The following is a 17872-nucleotide window of genomic DNA, read 5'->3' on the forward strand; positions in this document are numbered from 1 at the left end:
TGCCTACTTGATGCCGGCGCGCATGAAGCTCTGGACGAACTGCCTCTGGAACAGCAGGAAGGCCACGAGCAAGGGCGCCGAGCTCATCAGCGTCGCAGCCGTGATGACCGACCAGTCGATGCCCTGGTCGGTCGAAGCAAACACCTGCAATCCCACGGTCAGCGGCCGCGCCGTTGGGCTGTTCGTGATGATCAGCGGCCACAGGAAGTTGTTCCAGTGCGTGCTGACCGACACCAGCGCAAATGCGGTGTAGACCGGCCGCGCCAGCGGCACGTAGACGCGCCACAAGGTCTGCAGCGCGGAGGCACCCTCCACACGCGCGGCCTCGTCGAGCTCTTTCGGGATGCCCATGAACGTCTGGCGCAGCAGGAAGATCGCGAACGCCGAGGCGAAGTAGGGCAGGCCGATGGCCAGCAGCGTGTCGACCAGGCCCAGCCGGCTCATGGTCTTGTAGTTTTCCACCAGCAGGATGTCGGGCATGACCATCAGCTGGACCAGCACCAGCGCGAACAGCACGTGGCGGCCACGGAAGTCGTAGCGCGCGAACGCATAGGCGGCCAGCGTGCCCAACACCAGTTGCACGGCCAGGATCATGAGCACCAGCAGGGCGGTGTTGAGGAAGTAGCGGGCGAACGGTGCGGCCTCCCAGGCGCGTGCGAAGTTGGACAGCGTGAGCGGCGCCACAAGCGCGAAGCGTGTCGCGTACTCACCAGGGTGAAACGCCGTCCACACCGCGTACAGCAGCGGCAGCACCCAGAGCAGCGCCAGCAGCCAGGCCGCGGCGTGGTCCAGCCAGCCCGGTGCCGCATAAGCCGGGCCTGCAGCGGCGCGCTTCATTTGTAGTGCACCTTCCTGTCCAGCACGAAGAACTGCAGCAGTGCAATCGTGGCCAGTGCGCCGAGCAGCACGACGGTGATGGCCGCCGCGTAGCCCGTGTCCCAGAACTTGAAGCCGACCTCGTACAGGTGGTACAGCAGCAGCGTGGACGCGTTGTCCGGCCCGCCACGCGTGAGCACGAACACATGGTCGACCAAGCGGAACGCGTTGATGACGGCGTTGACCAGCACGAACAGCGTCGTCGGCATCAGCAGCGGCCATTGCACGCGGCGGAAGAAATACCAGCGCGATGCGCCCTCGATGGCCGCGGCCTCGCGCAGGCTGGGGTTCAGCCCCTGCAGCGCAGCCAGGTAGAAGATCATGAAGAAGCCAGCCTCTTTCCAGACCGCGACGACGGTGATCGCGCCCAGCGCCGTGCGCGGATCGCCCAGCCAGTTGTGCGGCGGCAGGCCCAGCGCGCCCGTGATTTGCTCCAGCAGCCCGTAACCCGGCGTGTAGAAGAACAGCCAGATGTTGGCGACGGCCACCATGGGCAGCACGGTCGGCGTGAAGTAGGCCATGCGCAGGAAGGCGCGGCCGAACAGGCGCTCGTTGACCCACAGCGCCATGGCCAGCGCCAGCGCGATCGACAGCGGGATCGTGCCCAGCGCGAACCACAGGTTGTTGCGCAGCGCCTGCCAGAAGATCGGGTCGTCCAGCATCACTTGGTAGTTCTCGAGCCCGACCCACACGCCGGGCCGGCTGCCCTTGGGCGTGGAGAAGAAGCTGTCGACCAGCGTGGCGATGGCCGGGTAGTGCGTGAACGTGGCCAGCAGCACGAGCGCCGGCAGCAGCATCAGCCAAGCTTGCGCGGCCCGGGAGGAGCCCATGCGGCCGGGCTACTTGTAGCTGCGCAGCAGCCGGTCGGCTTCGCGCTGTGCATCGGCCATCGCCTGCGCCGGCGTCTTGCTGCCCGTCAGCGCGGCCTGCAGGCCGTCGTTCAGCGCCTTGGTCACGCGCTGGTTGTCGTGCGTGGAGAACTCGGCCAGCGAGAACGGCAACTGGTCGCGCGCCACCAGCGCGGGCGGGAAGTCACGGCCGTACTTGCGCAGGGTGTCGGTCGCGTAGGCGGCCTCGGACGTGGCCACGTAGCCGGTCTCCACGCTCCACCGCGCGGCCTGCTCGGGCTGCGTGATCCACTGGATGAACTTGAACGCGGCCTCCTGCTGCGCGGGGCTGGACTTCTTGAAGATGTAGAAATTGCCTCCGCCCGTCGGCGAGCCCTTCTGCAGCTTGGCCGGCAGCATGGCCACGCCGAAATCGAACTTGGCGTTGTTCTTTACGTTGGTCAGGTTGCCCGTCGTGGTCCACATCATCGCGACCTTCTTCTCGAAGAAGTCCTTGGGCGTCGTGCCCCATTCGACGACGCCGGGCGGATGCACACCCTGCCTGGTCAGGTCGACCCAGTACTCGAGCGCCTCGATGACCTTGGGGTCGTTGAACCTGACGGCATTGCCGCTGTCGTTGGCCAGCACCACGCCGTTCTGGATCGCCAGGGCCTGGAACAGCCAGTACGGAAAGCCGCTCGACGGAATCTGCACGCCATAGGTCGTGACCTTGCCGGCCGCGTCCTTCTTGGTGAGCTTCTTCGCTGCGTCCGCCATCTCGGCCCAGCTCGCGGGCGGCTTGTTCGGGTCCAGCCCGGCCTCCTTGAACATCTCCTTGTTGTAGTACATGACGATGGTCGAGCGCTGGAACGGCACGCCCCAGGTCTTGCCACCGGTCTGGCTGTTCAGCATGAACGCCTTGTAGAAGCTGTCCAGCCAGGCCTTGTCGTCCGCGGTCTTGACGAAGCCGTCGAATGGCACGATCGCGTCTTCGTCGATCAGCGTGAACATGTCGGTCGAGAGCAGCACCGAGGTGACGGGCGGCTGGCCCGACTTGAGTGCCGTCAAGGCCTTCACGATGGTGTCCTGGTAGCTGCCGGCGTAGATCGGCGTGACCTTGATGGCCGGGTTGTGCTTGCTGAACGCCGCTGCCGTGTCGTCGATATATTTGGCGATGGGCCCGCCGACCGCGACCGGGAAGAAGAACGAGATCTCGGTCGTTGCCTGCGCGCGCACCAGGCAGGGCACGCACCCCAGCGCGATGGTGGCGCCGGCGGCGATCAGGGCGTGGTGGAACGGTCTGCGTTGCATGCGGTGGACTCCAGAAAAGAAGGTGGGCCGATGTGGTGCACGGTCAGGCGATGCGGCGGCCGTTCGTATCGAAGTGGTGCGCCGACTCCGGCGGCCAGTGCAGCATGACCTGCTCGCCGCGGGCCACGCCCAACTCGCCCTCGGCGCGCACCGTGATCGTCTCGCTGCCGATCGCGCAGCGCAGCACCAGGTCGGCGCCCAGGTACTCCAGGCTCTGCACCGTGGCGGGGATGCCGCGCCCGAGCGTGACCGTCTCGGGCCGCATGCCCAGCTGCGCGCCGGGGCCGGCCACGGCGATGTCGCTGCCGGCGATGCGACCGTCCTGCAGTCGCACGAGATTCATGGCCGGCGTGCCGATGAAGCGCGCGGCAAAGGTCGTGGCCGGCCGTGCGTACAGCTCGCGCGGTGGCGCGGCCTGCTCGATGCGGCCCTGGTGCAGCAGCACGACCTGGTCGGCCATGCTCATCGCCTCGGCCTGGTCGTGCGTCACATAGACCACCGTGAGGGCCAGGCGCTGTTGCAGCTCACGCAGTTCGCGGCGCATGTCCTGGCGCAGTTGCGCATCGAGGTTCGACAGCGGCTCGTCCATCAGGCAGACCTTCGCCTGTGCGACCAGCGCGCGCCCCAGCGCCACGCGTTGCTGTTGGCCACCGGAGAGCTCGCCCGGCCTGCGCGCCAGCAGTGCGGTGAGGCCCAGCAGCTCGGCCGTCTCCTGCAGCCGGGCCCTGGTTTGCGCAGCACCGACCTTGCGCACCGACAGGCCGAAGGTGATGTTGTCGGCGACGTTCAAGTGCGGGAACAGCGCGTAGTTCTGGAACACCATCGCGATGCCGCGCTGCGCGGGCGGCAGATCGGTCACGTCCCGCCCATCGACGAACACCTGGCCGCTGCTCGCCGTCTCCAGCCCAGCGATGATGCGCAGCGTGGTCGACTTGCCGCAGCCCGAGGGGCCTAGCAGCACGCAGAAGCTGCCCTGTGCGATGTCCAGGTGGATGTCCGTCAGTGCTGCGGCGCTGCCCCAGTGCTTGGAGATGCCTTGCAGTCGTATCGCGGACATCGGCCCAGTATAGGCAGCGCCCACGGCGTTGCGATGACTTACAAATGCCGGCGAGCTTCAGTGTTTTCCTAGGGGGGTGCCCCCTCCTTCTTGGGTACAGTTCTTGTTAGGCATCAGTACCTATCACGGAGTATTCAGACATGACACAAAAAATCGCTTACGTCACCGGCGGCATGGGCGGCATCGGGACGGCCATCTGCCGTCGGCTGCACAAGGAAGGCTTCAAGGTCATCGCTGGCTGCGGCCCCACGCGTGACCATGCGAAGTGGATCGCCGAGCAGGCGGCCGAGGGCTACACCTTCTACGCATCGGCCGGCAACGTGGGCGCCTGGGATTCCACCGTCGAAGCCTTCACCAAGGCCAAGGCCGAACACGGCACCATCGATGTGCTGGTCAACAACGCCGGCATCACCAAGGACCGCATGTTCCTGAAGATGACGCGCGAAGACTGGGACGCCGTCATCGAGACCAACCTGAACAGCATGTTCAATGTCACCAAGCAAGTGGTGGGTGACATGGTCGAGAAGGGCTGGGGCCGCATCATCAACATCTCGTCGGTCAACGGCGAGAAGGGCCAGGCCGGCCAGACCAACTACTCGGCTGCCAAGGCCGGCATGCACGGCTTCACGATGGCGTTGGCGCAGGAGCTCGCCAACAAGGGCGTGACCGTCAACACCGTGAGCCCGGGCTACATCGGCACCGACATGGTCAAGGCCATCCGCCAGGACGTGCTCGACAAGATCGTTGCCACCATCCCGGTTAAGCGCCTGGGCCAGCCCGAGGAAATCGCCTCCATCATCGCGTGGCTCGCGTCCGAAGAAGGCGGCTATTCCACCGGCGCCGACTTCTCGGTCAACGGCGGTCTGCACATGGGCTGAGCCTGCTGCCTGCACGCGCAAGGGCAACCCGCTTCGGCGGGTTTTTTTTCGCCTGCCAAACGCCCGTGCGCAGTGCTCAGGTAAATTGCATCGACCACTCCCATCAGAAAACCCAGAAAGGCCCAGCCCCATGCCGCACAGCGTTTCCCTGATCAGCACGGTGGCCGCCGGTCTGGGACTGGCGTTGGTGTTCGGCTTCCTGGCGTCGTGCATCCGCCTGCCGGCACTGGTGGGCTACCTGCTGGCCGGCGTCGTGATCGGGCCGTTCACGCCGGGCTTCGTGGCCGATGCGGAGATCGCCGCGCAACTGGCCGAGATCGGCGTCATGCTGCTCATGTTCGGCGTGGGCCTGCACTTCTCGCTCGACGACCTCCTGGCCGTGCGCAAGATCGCGCTGCCCGGCGCCATCGTGCAGATGGCGGTGGCCACGGCCCTGGGCATGGGCCTGGCGTGGCTGTGGGGCTGGAACCTCGGCGGCGCGCTGGTGTTCGGCCTGTCGCTGTCGGTGGCCAGCACCGTGGTGCTGCTGCGCGCACTGGAAAGCCGCGGCGTGCTCGACTCGTTCAACGGCCGCATCGCGGTGGGCTGGCTGGTTGTCGAAGACCTGGCGATGGTGCTGGTGCTGGTGCTGTTGCCGCCGCTGGGCGGCTGGCTGGCCGGCAGCCAGGTGGCCGATGCGAACGTGCTGTGGAAAACGCTGGGGCTCACGCTGCTGCAGGTCGGCGGCTTCGTGGCGCTGATGCTGATCGTCGGGCGCAGGCTGTTCCCCTGGCTGCTGTGGCAAGTGCAGCGCACGGGCTCGCGCGAGCTGTTCACGTTGTGCGTGGTGGCGGCTGCGGTCAGCATCGCGGTGGGCTCCACGGCGCTGTTTGGCGTGTCCTTCGCGCTTGGAGCTTTCTTCGCCGGCATGGTCATGCGCGAGTCCGAATTCAGCCACCGCGCGGCCGAGGAATCGCTGCCGCTGCGCGATGCCTTCGCCGTGCTGTTCTTCGTCTCCGTCGGCATGCTGTTCGACCCCTGGGTGCTGCTCGAGCGCCCGCTGCAGGTGCTGGCCGTGGTCGGCATCATCGTGGTCGGCAAGTCCATGGCCGCGGCCGCGCTGGTGCTGGCCTTCCGCTACCCGCTGAACACCGCGCTGACCGTGTCGGCCAGCCTGGCGCAGATCGGCGAGTTCTCGTTCATCCTGGTGGGCATGGGCTCGTCGCTGGGCCTGCTGCCGCGCGAAGGCCAGAGCCTGGTGCTGGCCGGTGCGCTGATCTCCATCGCGCTGAACCCGGCGGCGTTTTACTTCGCCGAGCCCATGCAGCGCTGGATCCTCGCGCGCTCTGCCCTCGCGCGGCGCATGGAGGCGCGCGACGACCCCATGGCCGAGCTGCCCACGCACACCGAGCCGAAGTACCTGGCCCAGCAGGTCGTGCTGGTCGGCTATGGCCGCGTGGGCCGTCGCATCGCCGCGGCCATGCAGGCGCACCACATCCCCTTCGTCGTGGCCGAGCAGAACCGCGAGACCGTGGAGCGCCTGCGCGCCGAGGGCATGGCCGCCGTATTCGGCGACGCGTCCGAGCCGGCCACCTTGATCCAGGCCCACATCGCCCGCGCGCGCATGCTGGTGATTGCCACGCCAGACTCGCTCAACGTACGCCAGATGATCAGCGTGGCGCGTGCCCTGAACCCCACCATCGAGACCGCCGTGCGCACGCACAGCGAGGCCGAAGCGCGCCTGCTCAACGAGGAGCAGGCCGGCCGCGTGTTCCTGGGCGAGCAGGAGCTGGCCCAGTCCATGGCGCGCCACGTGGTCGAGCGCACCAGCGCTGCCGCGGCCGCGCACTGACGCTCAGCGCTGCATCGTCGAGCGCAGCCGCGTCACATCCAGTTCACTGACCGCCGGCGCGCTGTTGCCCCAGGCGCCGCGCACATGGGTCAGCACGGCCGCGATGTCGCTGTCCGACAGCGCCAGCACGTAGGGCGGCATGCCGTAGGGCCTGGGGTTGCCCGCCGTGGCCGGCGCGAAGCCGCCATGCAACACCACCTGCACCAGGTTGGCCGTGGACGCCATGGTCACCCCGCGGTTGCCGGCCAGTGGCGGGTAGACGCCGCCCGCGCCGCGGCCGTCGTCGCCGTGGCACTGCGCGCAGTTCTGCTCGTACAGCTTGGCGCCCAGTGTGGCCACGGCGGCCGTGGGTGCGACGCGTGCGGGCGTGGGCCGGGCCGGTGTCTGCGGCAGGCTCCGCAGGTAGCCGGCCATGGCCGACAGATCGGCCTGGCTCAGATGCTGCGTGCTGCGCAGCACGACCTCGGCCATCGGCCCGGTGACCCAGCCGCGCGGCGACACACCGGTGTGCAGCAACGCGACCACGTCTTCCTGCGGCCAGTCGGCCACGCCGGCCTCGCTGGCCGAGGTGAGCGCGGGCGCGTACCAGTTCTGCATCGGGATCAGGCCGCCGGCCAGCGCCTGGCTGTCGTCGGGCGCACCCCAGGTGTTGCGCGCCGTGTGGCAGGCGGCGCAATGGCCCAGGCCGCGCACCAGGTAGGCGCCGCGGTTCCACGCGGCCGTCTGCGAGGGATCGCGGCGGAATTCGCCCGCGCGGAAGAACAGCGCGCGCCAGACCGCCAGCGCGGCCTGCTGGTCGTAGGGCCAGCGCAGGGCATGCGCGCGGTTGGGCTGCGGGCTGGCCGGCAGGCTTTGCAGATAGGCGAACAGCGCGTCCGCGTCCTCGCGCGTGACCTGCGTGAAGCTCGTGTACGGAAACGCCGGGTACAGCAGCCGGCCATCGCGCGAGCGGCCGTGGTGCAGGGCGCGCCAGAACTCGGTGGGCGACCAGGCGCCAATGCCGTGTTCGCGGTCGGGCGTCAGGTTGCTGCCGTAGAGCAGGCCGAACGGCGTGGGGATGGCCGCACCGCCCGCGTAGGGCGTGCCGCCGCGGCTCGTGTGGCAGCCCATGCAGTTGCCGGCCTGTGCCAGGTAGGCACCGCGCTGGACCTGCCCGGCACTGGCAGGCGCAGCCGGCGCCGCGGCCGACAGGTCGGGCTCGCCCCGCACATTGAGCCACCAGACCAGGGCGCTGGCCGCCACGAGCAGGACGCACAGCAGCGCCAGCGCCTGCAGCGCGCGTTGGCTCGACCGGCTCATCGGGCCGCCCCCAGTTCAGGCGCGCTGCCGCACGGCATCGCCGGCGCTGCCGCGGGCCAGGCCGGCGCAGCGGCGACAGCCTTGGCCTGCACCGGCAGCGGCTGGGCCGCGAGCCAGCCGGACACGGCAGCCACGTCTTCGTCCGGCAGGCGCCTGGCGATGTCGGCCATGCAGTCGGGCGTGTGGGCGCGGCGCTGGCCGGTCTTCCATGCACCCAGTTGCCCGTTCAGGTAGTCGCGCGGCAGGCCCAGCAGGCCCGGCACGTTGGGCGCCACGCCGGTCATGGCCGCGCCGTGGCATTGCACGCAGGCTGGCAGGCCGCGTGCGGCATCGCCTTGCTGTACGAGCTGCTGGCCACGCTGCAGCGTCTGCGCCGTGGTGGTGACCGGCGCGGGCGGCGGGTAGGGCAGGTCCAGCGCTGCGAAGTAGCCGGCGATCTCGCGCAGGTAGTCGTCGCTGAGCAGATCGACCATCTGCGTCATCAGGCCGTAGTGGCGCCTGCCGTCGCGGAAGTTCAGCAGCTGGTGGTAGAGGTAGCCGGCCGGCTTGCCGGCCAGGCGCGGGTAGTAGCCGTCGGGCGCGGCGCGGCCCGCCTTGCCATGGCAGACGGTGCAGGCCACCATGCGCTGGCCCATGCTGTCTTCGATCGTAGGTGGGGCCGCGGCTGCCGGTCTGGCCAGCAGGGCAAGGGGCAGGGCGGCGGCGAGGAGAGCGGTGCGCAGTGCGCGCGGTGGGGGGAAGGCATTCACGGCACGGCGATCATGCACCAAGGCCCGGCGGCCAGACAGCATCAGATCGGCTGCGCTGGACCGGATCAGCGGCCCTACCGTGCGATGCCGTGGCCCCGCAAGCCCGGGTCGGTCTAGGCTGCGATGCCCTTCACCGCCCACGCTAGCGCTGCATAGGAGCGTGGGCCGTCGGCTTCGCCGTCCAGATAGGCCGCACTGACCGCTGCTTCGAGCTGGGCACGCTGTGCCGCGCCCAGGCCGCCCACGTATTCGGCCGCCGGCCCCTCTTGACCGGTGTAGGGCGCCCAGTAATCGGCGAAGGTGGCGAATTCCATGCGGATCTGCAGCGAGGTTTCCTCCACGTCGACGAAGCCCGCAGCGCGCCACGCAGCGACGAGCTCACCCGGGCGCGTCATCGGCCGCGTGTAGTTCCTGGCGCGCCGCTCGGCGGCCTTGGGGTCCAGCGCGGCAGCGGTGTCGAAGAACATCCGGTTGGCGACGAAGCCGCCGCGCGCATCCCACACCGCAGCGGCCACCACGGCCCCCGGCCGCGCCACGCGGCCCATGTGCGCCAATGCGGCGCGCGTGTCGGGCACGAAGTGCAGCACCAGCAGCGACAGCACCGCGTCGAAGCTGTGGTCCGGGTGCGGCAGGGCACACGCGTCGCCGACCTCGAATTGCACGCCCGAGCCGGCGTAACACGCCCTGGCCGCCTCGACATAAGCCGGCGACAGGTCGACCGCCTGCACCTGCGCGCCAGGGCAGCGCGCCGCCACCGCGCCGGCAAGGTGGCCGGTGCCGCATCCCACGTCCAGCACGCGGCGCGCACCACCGAGGTCGGCGAAGTCCAGGAACGGCTGCGCCAGGCGCCGGCTCCATCGGCCCATGGTGCGCTCGTAGCCGTCGCCATCGGTCGCGAGGAAGGTGGACGAGGGGTTCATGGCGGGCTCCTCCATCCGGGCGCTCAACCGCGGTCGTGGCGGTGGATGAATGCGCTGGTGGCCGCGATGACCTGCTCGGCCTGGTCCCGGTGCGGCGAATGCCCGCACTGCGGCAGCTCCAGCAGCACGCTGCTGGGCACCACCCACTGGACGCTGCGGATCTGGGCCAGCGTGCCGTAGGCATCGTCCACGCCCTGGATCGCCAGCAGCGGGCTGCGGATGTGCTGGAGTTCGCCCTCGATGTTCCAGCTGCGAAAGGCCGGGTCCAGCCAGATGCGGTTCCAGCCCCAGAAGGCCGAGTCCGGGTCGTCGTGGTAGCGCGCCAGGCCGGCGCGCAGATCGCCCGTCTCGTAGGCCTCGCGCGTCTTGCCGATGTTGGCCACCGTCACGTCTTCCACGAACACATGCGGCGCCAGCACCACGAGGCCTGCCACGCGCTCGGGGAAGCGCGCCGCATACAGCAGGGCGATTGAGCCGCCGTCGCTGTGGCCGAAGAGCCAGGCCGGCGCGTCCACGCCCAGCTGCGCGAACAGCGCCGGCAGCACCTCGTAGGCCTGGCGGTGCATGAAGTCCGGCGCCCACACCTCGTCGCCCGCGCGCGGCGTGGAACGCCCATAGCCCGGCCGCGAGAACACCAGCCCACGCATGCCCGCCGCGCGGCACAGCTGCGCAGGGAAATCCTTCCACATCGCGAGCGAGCCCAGGCCCTCGTGCAGGAAGACCAGCAGCGGCGCGTCGGCCTGCTCCGCGCCTAGCCACGCGTACTCGATGCGCACCGGGCGGCCACACCAGTCGATGTCGGCGAAGGCCGTCATGCCTGCTCCCGCTCGCGCAGCCGAAAGCGCTGGATCTTGCCCGTGGCCGTCTTCGGCAGCTCGGCCAGGAACTCGATCAACCGCGGGTACTTGTACGGTGCCAGCCGCTCCTTCACGAAGCTCTTGAGCTCGTCCTCGCTGGCGCTGGCGCCCTCCTTGAGCACCACGAAGGCCTTGGTCTTGGTCAGGCCCTCGGCGTCGGGCGTGCCGATCACCGCAGCCTCCAGCACGGCCGGGTGCTGCATCAGCGTGGCCTCGACCTCGAAAGGCGAGACGTAGATGCCGCTGACCTTGAGCATGTCGTCGCTGCGCCCGGCGTAGGTGTAGTAGCCGTCGGCGTCGCGCACGTACTTGTCGCCGCTCTTGGTCCAGCCGCCCTGGAAGGTGTCGCGCGTCTTCTCGCGGTTGCCCCAGTACATCAGCGCGGCGCTCGGCCCGCGGATGTACAGGTCGCCGACCTCGCCGTCGGCCACCGGGCCGCCGTCCTCGCCGCGCAGCGCGATCTCGTAGCCGTCCACCGGCTTGCCCGTGCTGCCGTAGCGCACGTCGCCGGGCCGGTTGGAGATGAACACGTGCAGCATCTCGGTCGAGCCGATACCGTCGATGATCTCGCAGCCGAAATGGGCCTTGAAGCGCTGCGCGATCTCGCCGGGCAGCGCCTCGCCAGCCGACGAGCACATGCGCAGCGCCACATCGGCGCGCGCCGGCAGCCGCGGCGAGGCCAGCATGCCGGCAAAGCCCGTGGGCGCGCCGAAGAACACCGTGGGCTTGGGGCCGGCCCGTGTCCAGCGCTGGAACACGGCGTCCGGCGTGGGCCGCTCGGCCATCAGCAGCACCGTGGCGCCCACGCTCAGCGGGAAGGTCAGCGCATTGCCCAGCCCATACGCGAAGTACAGCTTGGCGGCCGAGAAACACACGTCGCGCTCGGTCAGCCCCAGCACGGCCTTGCCGTAGAGCTCGGCCGTCCACCACAGGTTGCCGTGCGTGTGCACCGTGCCCTTGGGCCTGCCGGTGGAGCCGGAGGAGTACAGCCAGAAGCCCGGGTCGTCCGGCGTCGTCGGCGCCGGTGCGGCCAGCGGCTCTGCCGCGGCCAGCGCCTGCTCGAAGTCGGTGGCGCCGGCCGGCAGCGCGCCCTGCGGCTGCGAGACGATCAGCGTGCCGACCTCGTGCCCCTGCGTGGCCATCGCGGCCTGCAGCATCGGCATCAGCGCACCCGACACCAGCGCGGCCTGGGCGCGGCTATGCGCCAGCATGTAGGCGTAGTCGTCGCGCGTCAGCAGCGTGTTCACGGCCACCGGCACCAGCCCCGCGTACAGGCAGCCCAGGAAGCTCACGGGCCAGTCCTGCGTGTCGTGCATGAGCAGCAGCACGCGCTCCTCGCGGCGCAGGCCGGCCGCACGCAAGGCACCGGCCAGCTGGCGCGCGCGCTGCGCCAGTTCGCCGTAAGCCAGGGGGCCACGGTCGTCGATGTAGGCCGTGCGGTCGGCGCGGGCGCGGTTCAGCTCGAACAGATGCGCCGCGAAGTTGAAGGTGGCGGGCAGGCTCATCGTGGGTCTCCTGGCGTCTCGTCGGCTGCGGTGCCGCGCTTGCGATGCGTGGGTGCATGCAGTATCGTGCGTGTGCCCAGACCATAGTGGGCACTCCAGTCCATGTCAAGCAATATAGTGCATGTACGGTGTTAACCCTGAGAATGCGGCATGGGGAACAGAAATCGAATGAACGAGGGCCTCGCGGTGGCGGCGGACGAGCCGGCCGTCGCCCATCCGGCGCCGGAGTCGGCCGAGCCGCGCGACGCCTTGTTGATGGCGCTGGGCGAGCGGGTGCGCAGCCTGCGTGCACGCCGCGGCCTCACCCGCCGGGCCGTGGCCGTGGCGGCCGGCGTGTCCGAGCGCCACCTGGCGAACCTGGAATACGGCATCGGCAACGCGTCCATCCTGGTGCTGCAGCAGGTGGCCGGCGCGCTGCACTGCTCGCTGGCCGAGCTGGTCGGCGACGTGACCACGAGCTCGCCCGAGTGGCTGCTGATCCGCGAGCTGCTGGAGAAGCGGTCCGAGGCCGACCTGCGCAGCGTGCGCCTGGCGCTGGGCGAGCTGCTCGGCACGGCCGCTGCCGACCCGGGCCGCGCGCGCCGCATCGCGCTGGTGGGGCTGCGCGGCGCCGGCAAGTCCACGCTGGGCCAGATGCTCGCGGACGACCTGGAGCTGCCCTTCATCGAACTCAGCCGCGAGGTTGAGAAGCTGGCCGGCTGCAGCGTGCGCGAGATCCACGACCTGTACGGCACCAATGCCTACCGCCGTTACGAGCGCCGGGCCCTGGAGGAGGCGGTGCAGATCTACAGCGAGGCCGTCATCGCCACGCCGGGGGGCATCGTGTCCGACCCGGCCACGTTCAACGAGCTGCTGGCCCATTGCACGACCGTCTGGCTGCAGGCCGCCCCCGAGGAGCACATGGGCCGCGTGGCGGCGCAGGGCGACACGCGGCCGATGGCGGCCAGCCGCGAGGCCATGGAGGATCTGCGGCGCATCCTGGACGGCCGGGCCGCCTTCTACTCCAAGGCCGACCTGCGCGTGGACACCAGTGGCAAGAGTCTGCAGCAGGCCTTCGAGCTGCTGCGCGGCGTGGTGCGCACGTCCATCGCCAGCCACTAGCCCGGGTTGCACAAAAAAACACCCCGGGCATTGACGCGTGCGCGAACATGCACGATGATGCATGTCAGTTTGGTGGCGTGCATTATTTTGCTTGTCGCCGTGCCCCAAGGAGACCACGATGACCGATGCCGCCGCCAGCCCCCGTGTCGACTACCGCACCGAGCCTGCGGCCTACCGGCACTGGACCCTCAGCACCGACGGCGCCGTGGCGCGCCTGTCGCTGGACATCGCCGAGGACGGCGGTATCCGCCCCGGCTACAAGCTAAAGCTCAACAGCTACGACCTGGGCGTGGACATCGAACTGCATGACGCGCTGAACCGCCTGCGTTTCGAGCATCCGCAGGTCAAGTCCGTCATCGTCACCAGCGCCAAGGACCGCATCTTCTGCTCGGGCGCCAACATCTTCATGCTGGGCCTATCCAGCCATGCCTGGAAGGTGAATTTCTGCAAGTTCACGAACGAGACGCGCAACGGCATCGAGGACTCGTCCAAGCACGAGGGGCTGAAGTTCCTGGCCGCCGTGAACGGGGCGTGTGCGGGTGGCGGCTACGAGCTGGCGCTGGCCTGCGACGAGATCGTGCTCGTGGATGACCGTTCCTCGTCCGTCTCGCTGCCCGAGGTGCCGCTGCTCGGCGTGCTGCCCGGCACGGGCGGCCTGACCCGCGTCACGGACAAGCGCAAGGTGCGGCACGACCTGGCCGACATCTTCTGCACCAGCGTGGAAGGCGTGCGCGGCCAGCGCGCCGTGGACTGGCGGCTCGTGGACGCCGTCGCCAAGCCCGCGCAGTTCGGCGCGGCCGTGCAGGAGCGTGCGGCGAAGCTGGGCGAGGCCGGTGGCCGCGCGACCGCCGCCCAGGGCATCGCCCTGCCGCGAATCGAGCGCGAAGACGCGGCGGACGGCATCGCCTACGAACACGTGACGGTTGCCATCGACCGCACACGCCGCACGGCCACGCTGACCGTCAAGGCGCCGCGTGGCGCGCAGCCCACCGATGCCGCCGGCATCGAGGCGCAGGGCGCCGCGTGGTGGCCGCTGGCCATGGGCCGCCAACTCGACGACGCCATCCTGAACCTGCGCACCAACGAGCTGGACATCGGCACCTGGCTGCTCAAGACCGAGGGCGATGCCGCTGCCGTGCTGGCCGCCGACGCGCTCATCGCCGCGAACCAGGACCACTGGCTCGTGGTGCAGACCCTGGGCCTGCTGCGCCGCACCTTCGCGCGGCTCGACGTGTCCTCGCGCACCCTGTTCGCGCTGGTCGAGGCCGGCTCCTGCTTTGCCGGCATGCTGGCCGAGCTGGCTTTCGCGGCCGACCGTACCTACATGCTGGCCCTGCCCGACGATGCCGACCAGGCTCCGAAGATCGTGCTGGACGAATTCAACTTCGGCCTGCTGCCGATGGTGACGGACCAGAGCCGCCTGCAGCGCCGCTTCTACGAGGAAGCCGGCCCGCTGGAGGCCGCCCGTGCCGCCGCCGGCCAGCCGCTGGATGCGGACCAGGCCCTGCAGCTCGGCCTGGTCACCGCCGCGCCCGACGACATCGACTGGGCCGACGAGATCCGCATCGCGCTCGAAGAACGCGCCGCCATGTCGCCCGACGCGCTGACCGGCCTGGAGGCCAACCTGCGCTTTTGCAGCAAGGAAAACATGGTCACCCGTGTGTTCGGCCGGCTGTCGGCCTGGCAGAACTGGATCTTCCAGCGGCCCAACGCCGTGGGCGAGAAGGGCGCGCTCAAGCTTTACGGCAAGGGCGAGAAGGTCGGCTTCGATTTCAACCGCGTCTAGACCTTTGCAGGTCCAAGGAGACACCCCATGAGCACGATCAACTACAGCGAGAAGATTCCCAACAACGTCAACCTCGGCGAAGACCGCACGCTGCAGCGCGCGCTCGAGGGCTGGCAACCCAATTTCATCAACTGGTGGGACGACGTGGGCCCCGAGGGCTCGACCAACCACGACGTCTACCTGCGCACCGCCGTGAGCGTGGACCCGCAAGGCTGGGCCCAGTTCGGCCACGTGAAGATGCGCGACTACCGCTGGGGCATCTTCCTGAACCCGGGCGATGCGGAGCGCAAGATCCACTTCGGTGACAGCCTGGGCGAGAGGGCCTGGCAGGACGTGCCCGGCGAGCACCGCGCCAACCTGCGCCGCATCATCGTCACGCAGGGCGACACCGAGCCCGCCAGCGTCGAGCAGCAGCGCCACCTGGGCCTGACGGCACCCAGCATGTACGACCTGCGCAACCTGTTCCAGATCAACGTGGAAGAGGGCCGCCACCTGTGGGCCATGGTCTACCTGCTGCACAAGCACTTCGGCCGCGACGGCCGCGAAGAGGCCGAGGCCCTGCTGCAGCGTCAGAGCGGCGACGTGGACAACCCACGCATCCTGGGTGCCTTCAACGAGAAGACGCCGGACTGGCTGGCCTTCTTCATGTTCACCTACTTCACCGACCGCGACGGCAAGTTCCAGCTCTCCGCGCTGGCCGAAAGCGCGTTCGATCCGCTGGCGCGCACCACCAAGTTCATGCTGACGGAAGAGGCCCACCACATGTTCGTGGGCGAGAGCGGCGTCTCGCGCGTGCTGTCGCGCACGGCTGCCGTGATGAACGAGCTCAAGACCGACGATGCAGCCCAGGTGCGCGCGGCCGGCGCCATCGACCTCGCCACCATCCAGCGCTACCTGAACTTCCACTACAGCGTGACCATCGACCTGTTCGGTGCGGACCAGTCGAGCAACGCGGCGATCTTCTACAGCTCGGGCCTGAAGGGCCGGTACGAAGAAGGCAAACGCACCGACGACCACCAGCTCAAGGGCCAGACCTACAAGGTGCTGGAGGTCGTCAACGGCCAGCTGCAGGAGAAGGAAGTGCCGATGCTCAATGCGCTCAACGAAGTGCTGCGCGACGACTTCATCAAGGACTCGGTGGCCGGCGTGAACCGCTGGAACAAGGTGCTGGAAAAGGCCGGCATCCCGACCCGCCTCACGGTGCCGCACAAGGCCTTCAACCGCCAGATCGGTGCGCTGGCCGGGATCAAGATGTCGCCCGACGGCCGCGTGGTGAGCGAGGCCGAGTGGAACGCGAAGAAGGCCGAGTGGCTGCCCACGCCGGAAGACTTCGCCTTCGTCGCCTCGCTCATGGGCCGCGTGGTCGAGCCCGGCAAGTTCGCAGGCTGGATCGCGCCGCCGGTCATGGGCATCAACCGCCAGCCGGTGGATTTCGAGTATGTACGCTTTGGCTAACCCCCAGTCTCCGCGCACTTCGTGTCGCTCCGCCAACCCCCTTGCAGGGGGCGCACCCAGCGGCCTGGCAAAGCCAGTTCCGCGGGTGCCCTGGCACGGAGCAGCCCCGTTGGGGCTTTAGGATCAAAGGAAGGAGACCCACGATGGACAGGGCCGTAGACGCAGCCGTCATCCAGCAGCACCTGATCGACCCCGAGATCTGCATCCGCTGCAACACCTGCGAGGCCACATGCCCCGTCGGCGCGATCACGCACGACGACCGCAACTACGTCGTGAAGGCCGATGTCTGCAACGGCTGCATGGCCTGCATCTCGCCGTGCCCCACTGGCTCCATTGACAACTGGCGCAGCATGCCGCGCGCGCGGGCGTATTCCATCGAGGAGCAGCTGACCTGGGACGAGCTGCCGGGCGAGCTGCCACCTGAGCAGCTGGCCATTGAAGGCGATGCGGCCATCGAGGTGGATGCCGCCCCCGCGCCGGCGCAGGCCGAGCCCGAGCCCGGCACCGTCCCGTTCAATTCCGCGCAGTACGGCGCCAGCGTGCCGCCCTGGTCCGCAGCGCACGCCTACACCAACCTCTACAGCGCGAAGAAGCCGACCACGGCTACCGTGGTCGGCAACATCAACTGCACGGAAGCCGGCTTCGACAGCGAGACGCACCATGTGGTGCTGGACTTCGGCGCCATGCCGTTCCCGGTGCTGGAGGGCCAGTCCATCGGCATCATCCCGCCTGGGACCGACGCACTGGGCCGCGCGCACCAGCCGCGCCAGTACTCGGTGGCCAGCCCGCGCAACGGCGAGCGGCCCGGCTACAACAACGTCTCGCTGACGGTCAAGCGCGTGACCGAGGACCACCAGGGCCAGCCGGTGCGCGGCATCGCGTCGAACTACGTCTGCGACCTCAAGGTCGGCGACACCGTGCAGGTCGTCGGCCCGTTCGGCACCAGCTTCCTGATGCCCAACCACCCCAAATCGCATCTCGTGATGATCTGCACCGGCACCGGCAGCGCGCCCATGCGCGCCATGACCGAGTGGCGGCGACGCCTGCGCAACAGCGGCAAGTTCGAAGGTGGCAAGTTGCTGCTGTTCTTCGGCGCACGCACGCAGCAGGAGCTGCCGTACTTCGGCCCGCTGCAGTCTCTGCCCAAGGATTTCATCGACATCAACTTCGCGTTCTCACGCACGCCCGGCCAGCCGCGCCACTATGTGCAGGACCGCATGCGCGAGCGCGCGGCCGACCTCGCCGCGCTGCTCAAGGACAGCCATGCGCACTTTTACGTGTGCGGCTTGAAGAGCATGGAAGAGGGCGTGGTGCTGGCGCTGCGCGATGTCGCGACGCAGGCGGGGCTGGACTGGGAGACGGTGGCCGCCGGGCTCAAGCGCGAGGGGCGGCTGCACCTAGAGACGTACTGAGCAGGCGG

General features: G+C 69.1%; 15 protein-coding genes. 6 read left to right on the top strand and 9 right to left on the bottom strand.

Annotated elements, in window-relative coordinates; all coding sequences use genetic code 11:
- Window positions 1-3: 3 nt before the first annotated feature.
- Genes ASF43_RS23800 through ASF43_RS23815 form a run of 4 tightly spaced genes read right to left on the bottom strand, consistent with a single transcriptional unit; the run spans window position 4 to window position 4071 of the window.
- A complete protein-coding gene (locus ASF43_RS23800) occupies window positions 4-837 on the bottom strand; it encodes a carbohydrate ABC transporter permease (protein WP_056186770.1) in 834 nt (277 codons plus the stop codon).
- The gene (locus tag ASF43_RS23805) at window positions 834-1706 is read right to left on the bottom strand and encodes a carbohydrate ABC transporter permease (protein WP_056186773.1); all 873 of its coding nucleotides are present in this window, start codon (window positions 1704-1706) and stop codon (window positions 834-836) included. Before ASF43_RS23805 ends, ASF43_RS23800 begins: the two co-directional genes overlap by 4 nt.
- 9 nt (window positions 1707-1715) lie before the next feature.
- A complete protein-coding gene (locus ASF43_RS23810; RefSeq protein ID WP_056186776.1) occupies window positions 1716-3014 on the bottom strand; it encodes an ABC transporter substrate-binding protein in 1299 nt (432 codons plus the stop codon).
- 43 nt (window positions 3015-3057) lie between these two features.
- Window positions 3058-4071, bottom strand: coding sequence for an ABC transporter ATP-binding protein (locus ASF43_RS23815; RefSeq protein ID WP_056186779.1), 1014 nt, complete (start codon window positions 4069-4071; stop codon window positions 3058-3060).
- 140 nt (window positions 4072-4211) lie between these two features.
- Here ASF43_RS23815 and phbB point away from each other — a divergent pair, with 140 nt between their 5' ends.
- Window positions 4212-4949, top strand: a complete 738-nt coding sequence (gene phbB / locus ASF43_RS23820; protein ID WP_056186782.1) for an acetoacetyl-CoA reductase — start codon at window positions 4212-4214, stop codon at window positions 4947-4949.
- A 130-nt stretch (window positions 4950-5079) separates the two neighbouring features.
- Window positions 5080-6780: a YbaL family putative K(+) efflux transporter gene (gene ybaL, locus ASF43_RS23825; protein ID WP_056186784.1), complete on the top strand. Its 1701-nt coding sequence runs from the start codon at window positions 5080-5082 to the stop codon at window positions 6778-6780.
- Between the two features lie 3 nt (window positions 6781-6783).
- Here ybaL and ASF43_RS23830 read toward each other — a convergent pair whose 3' ends face one another.
- The 5 genes from ASF43_RS23830 to ASF43_RS23850 form a co-directional block, all read right to left on the bottom strand.
- Window positions 6784-8079, bottom strand: coding sequence for a cytochrome c (locus ASF43_RS23830; protein ID WP_056186787.1), 1296 nt, complete (start codon window positions 8077-8079; stop codon window positions 6784-6786).
- Window positions 8076-8714 carry a c-type cytochrome gene (locus ASF43_RS23835; RefSeq protein WP_235578352.1) on the bottom strand — a complete coding sequence of 213 codons (639 nt, stop codon included), beginning with the start codon at window positions 8712-8714 and terminating at the stop codon, window positions 8076-8078. Before ASF43_RS23835 ends, ASF43_RS23830 begins: the two co-directional genes overlap by 4 nt.
- A gap of 227 nt (window positions 8715-8941) precedes the next feature.
- Window positions 8942-9748, bottom strand: coding sequence for a bifunctional 2-polyprenyl-6-hydroxyphenol methylase/3-demethylubiquinol 3-O-methyltransferase UbiG (locus ASF43_RS23840; protein WP_056187447.1), 807 nt, complete (start codon window positions 9746-9748; stop codon window positions 8942-8944).
- Between the two features lie 23 nt (window positions 9749-9771).
- A complete protein-coding gene (locus tag ASF43_RS23845; RefSeq protein WP_056186789.1) occupies window positions 9772-10563 on the bottom strand; it encodes an alpha/beta fold hydrolase in 792 nt (263 codons plus the stop codon).
- Window positions 10560-12110: a benzoate-CoA ligase family protein gene (locus ASF43_RS23850; RefSeq protein ID WP_056186791.1), complete on the bottom strand. Its 1551-nt coding sequence runs from the start codon at window positions 12108-12110 to the stop codon at window positions 10560-10562. Before ASF43_RS23850 ends, ASF43_RS23845 begins: the two co-directional genes overlap by 4 nt.
- A 168-nt stretch (window positions 12111-12278) precedes the next feature.
- On the opposite strand from ASF43_RS23850, the gene ASF43_RS23855 reads away from it, so the two are divergent.
- From ASF43_RS23855 to boxA, 4 genes are all read left to right on the top strand, one after another.
- On the top strand, window positions 12279-13211 hold the full coding sequence (locus tag ASF43_RS23855) for a helix-turn-helix transcriptional regulator (protein WP_056186794.1): 933 nt from the start codon (window positions 12279-12281) through the stop codon (window positions 13209-13211).
- Window positions 13212-13329: 118 nt separating this feature from the next.
- A complete protein-coding gene (gene boxC / locus ASF43_RS23860) occupies window positions 13330-14997 on the top strand; it encodes a 2,3-epoxybenzoyl-CoA dihydrolase (protein WP_056186797.1) in 1668 nt (555 codons plus the stop codon).
- 27 nt (window positions 14998-15024) lie between these two features.
- Window positions 15025-16452, top strand: a complete 1428-nt coding sequence (boxB, locus tag ASF43_RS23865) for a benzoyl-CoA 2,3-epoxidase subunit BoxB (protein ID WP_056186800.1) — start codon at window positions 15025-15027, stop codon at window positions 16450-16452.
- A 143-nt stretch (window positions 16453-16595) separates the two neighbouring features.
- Window positions 16596-17864, top strand: a complete 1269-nt coding sequence (gene boxA, locus ASF43_RS23870; RefSeq protein ID WP_056186801.1) for a benzoyl-CoA 2,3-epoxidase subunit BoxA — start codon at window positions 16596-16598, stop codon at window positions 17862-17864.
- Window positions 17865-17872 lie beyond the last annotated feature (8 nt).

Origin of the sequence: Pseudorhodoferax sp. Leaf267 (assembly GCF_001422405.1) — a bacterium.
GTDB lineage: Bacteria > Pseudomonadota > Gammaproteobacteria > Burkholderiales > Burkholderiaceae_C > Pseudorhodoferax.

Excerpts from the sequence above, each read along its gene's own strand:
- ASF43_RS23835 (WP_235578352.1), bottom strand. The coding sequence starts at position 8,714 with ATGGGCCAGCGCATGGTGGCCTGCACCGTCTGCCATGGCAAGGCGGGC.
- ASF43_RS23845 (WP_056186789.1), bottom strand. The coding sequence starts at position 10,563 with ATGACGGCCTTCGCCGACATCGACTGGTGTGGCCGCCCGGTGCGCATC.
- ASF43_RS23855 (WP_056186794.1), top strand. The coding sequence starts at position 12,279 with ATGAACGAGGGCCTCGCGGTGGCGGCGGACGAGCCGGCCGTCGCCCAT.
- ASF43_RS23850 (WP_056186791.1), bottom strand. The coding sequence starts at position 12,110 with ATGAGCCTGCCCGCCACCTTCAACTTCGCGGCGCATCTGTTCGAGCTG.
- ASF43_RS23840 (WP_056187447.1), bottom strand. The coding sequence starts at position 9,748 with ATGAACCCCTCGTCCACCTTCCTCGCGACCGATGGCGACGGCTACGAG.
- ASF43_RS23830 (WP_056186787.1), bottom strand. The coding sequence starts at position 8,079 with ATGAGCCGGTCGAGCCAACGCGCGCTGCAGGCGCTGGCGCTGCTGTGC.
- ybaL (WP_056186784.1), top strand. The coding sequence starts at position 5,080 with ATGCCGCACAGCGTTTCCCTGATCAGCACGGTGGCCGCCGGTCTGGGA.
- ASF43_RS23810 (WP_056186776.1), bottom strand. The coding sequence starts at position 3,014 with ATGCAACGCAGACCGTTCCACCACGCCCTGATCGCCGCCGGCGCCACC.
- boxB (WP_056186800.1), top strand. The coding sequence starts at position 15,025 with ATGAGCACGATCAACTACAGCGAGAAGATTCCCAACAACGTCAACCTC.
- boxA (WP_056186801.1), top strand. The coding sequence starts at position 16,596 with ATGGACAGGGCCGTAGACGCAGCCGTCATCCAGCAGCACCTGATCGAC.
- phbB (WP_056186782.1), top strand. The coding sequence starts at position 4,212 with ATGACACAAAAAATCGCTTACGTCACCGGCGGCATGGGCGGCATCGGG.
- ASF43_RS23815 (WP_056186779.1), bottom strand. The coding sequence starts at position 4,071 with ATGTCCGCGATACGACTGCAAGGCATCTCCAAGCACTGGGGCAGCGCC.
- ASF43_RS23805 (WP_056186773.1), bottom strand. The coding sequence starts at position 1,706 with ATGGGCTCCTCCCGGGCCGCGCAAGCTTGGCTGATGCTGCTGCCGGCG.
- boxC (WP_056186797.1), top strand. The coding sequence starts at position 13,330 with ATGACCGATGCCGCCGCCAGCCCCCGTGTCGACTACCGCACCGAGCCT.
- ASF43_RS23800 (WP_056186770.1), bottom strand. The coding sequence starts at position 837 with ATGAAGCGCGCCGCTGCAGGCCCGGCTTATGCGGCACCGGGCTGGCTG.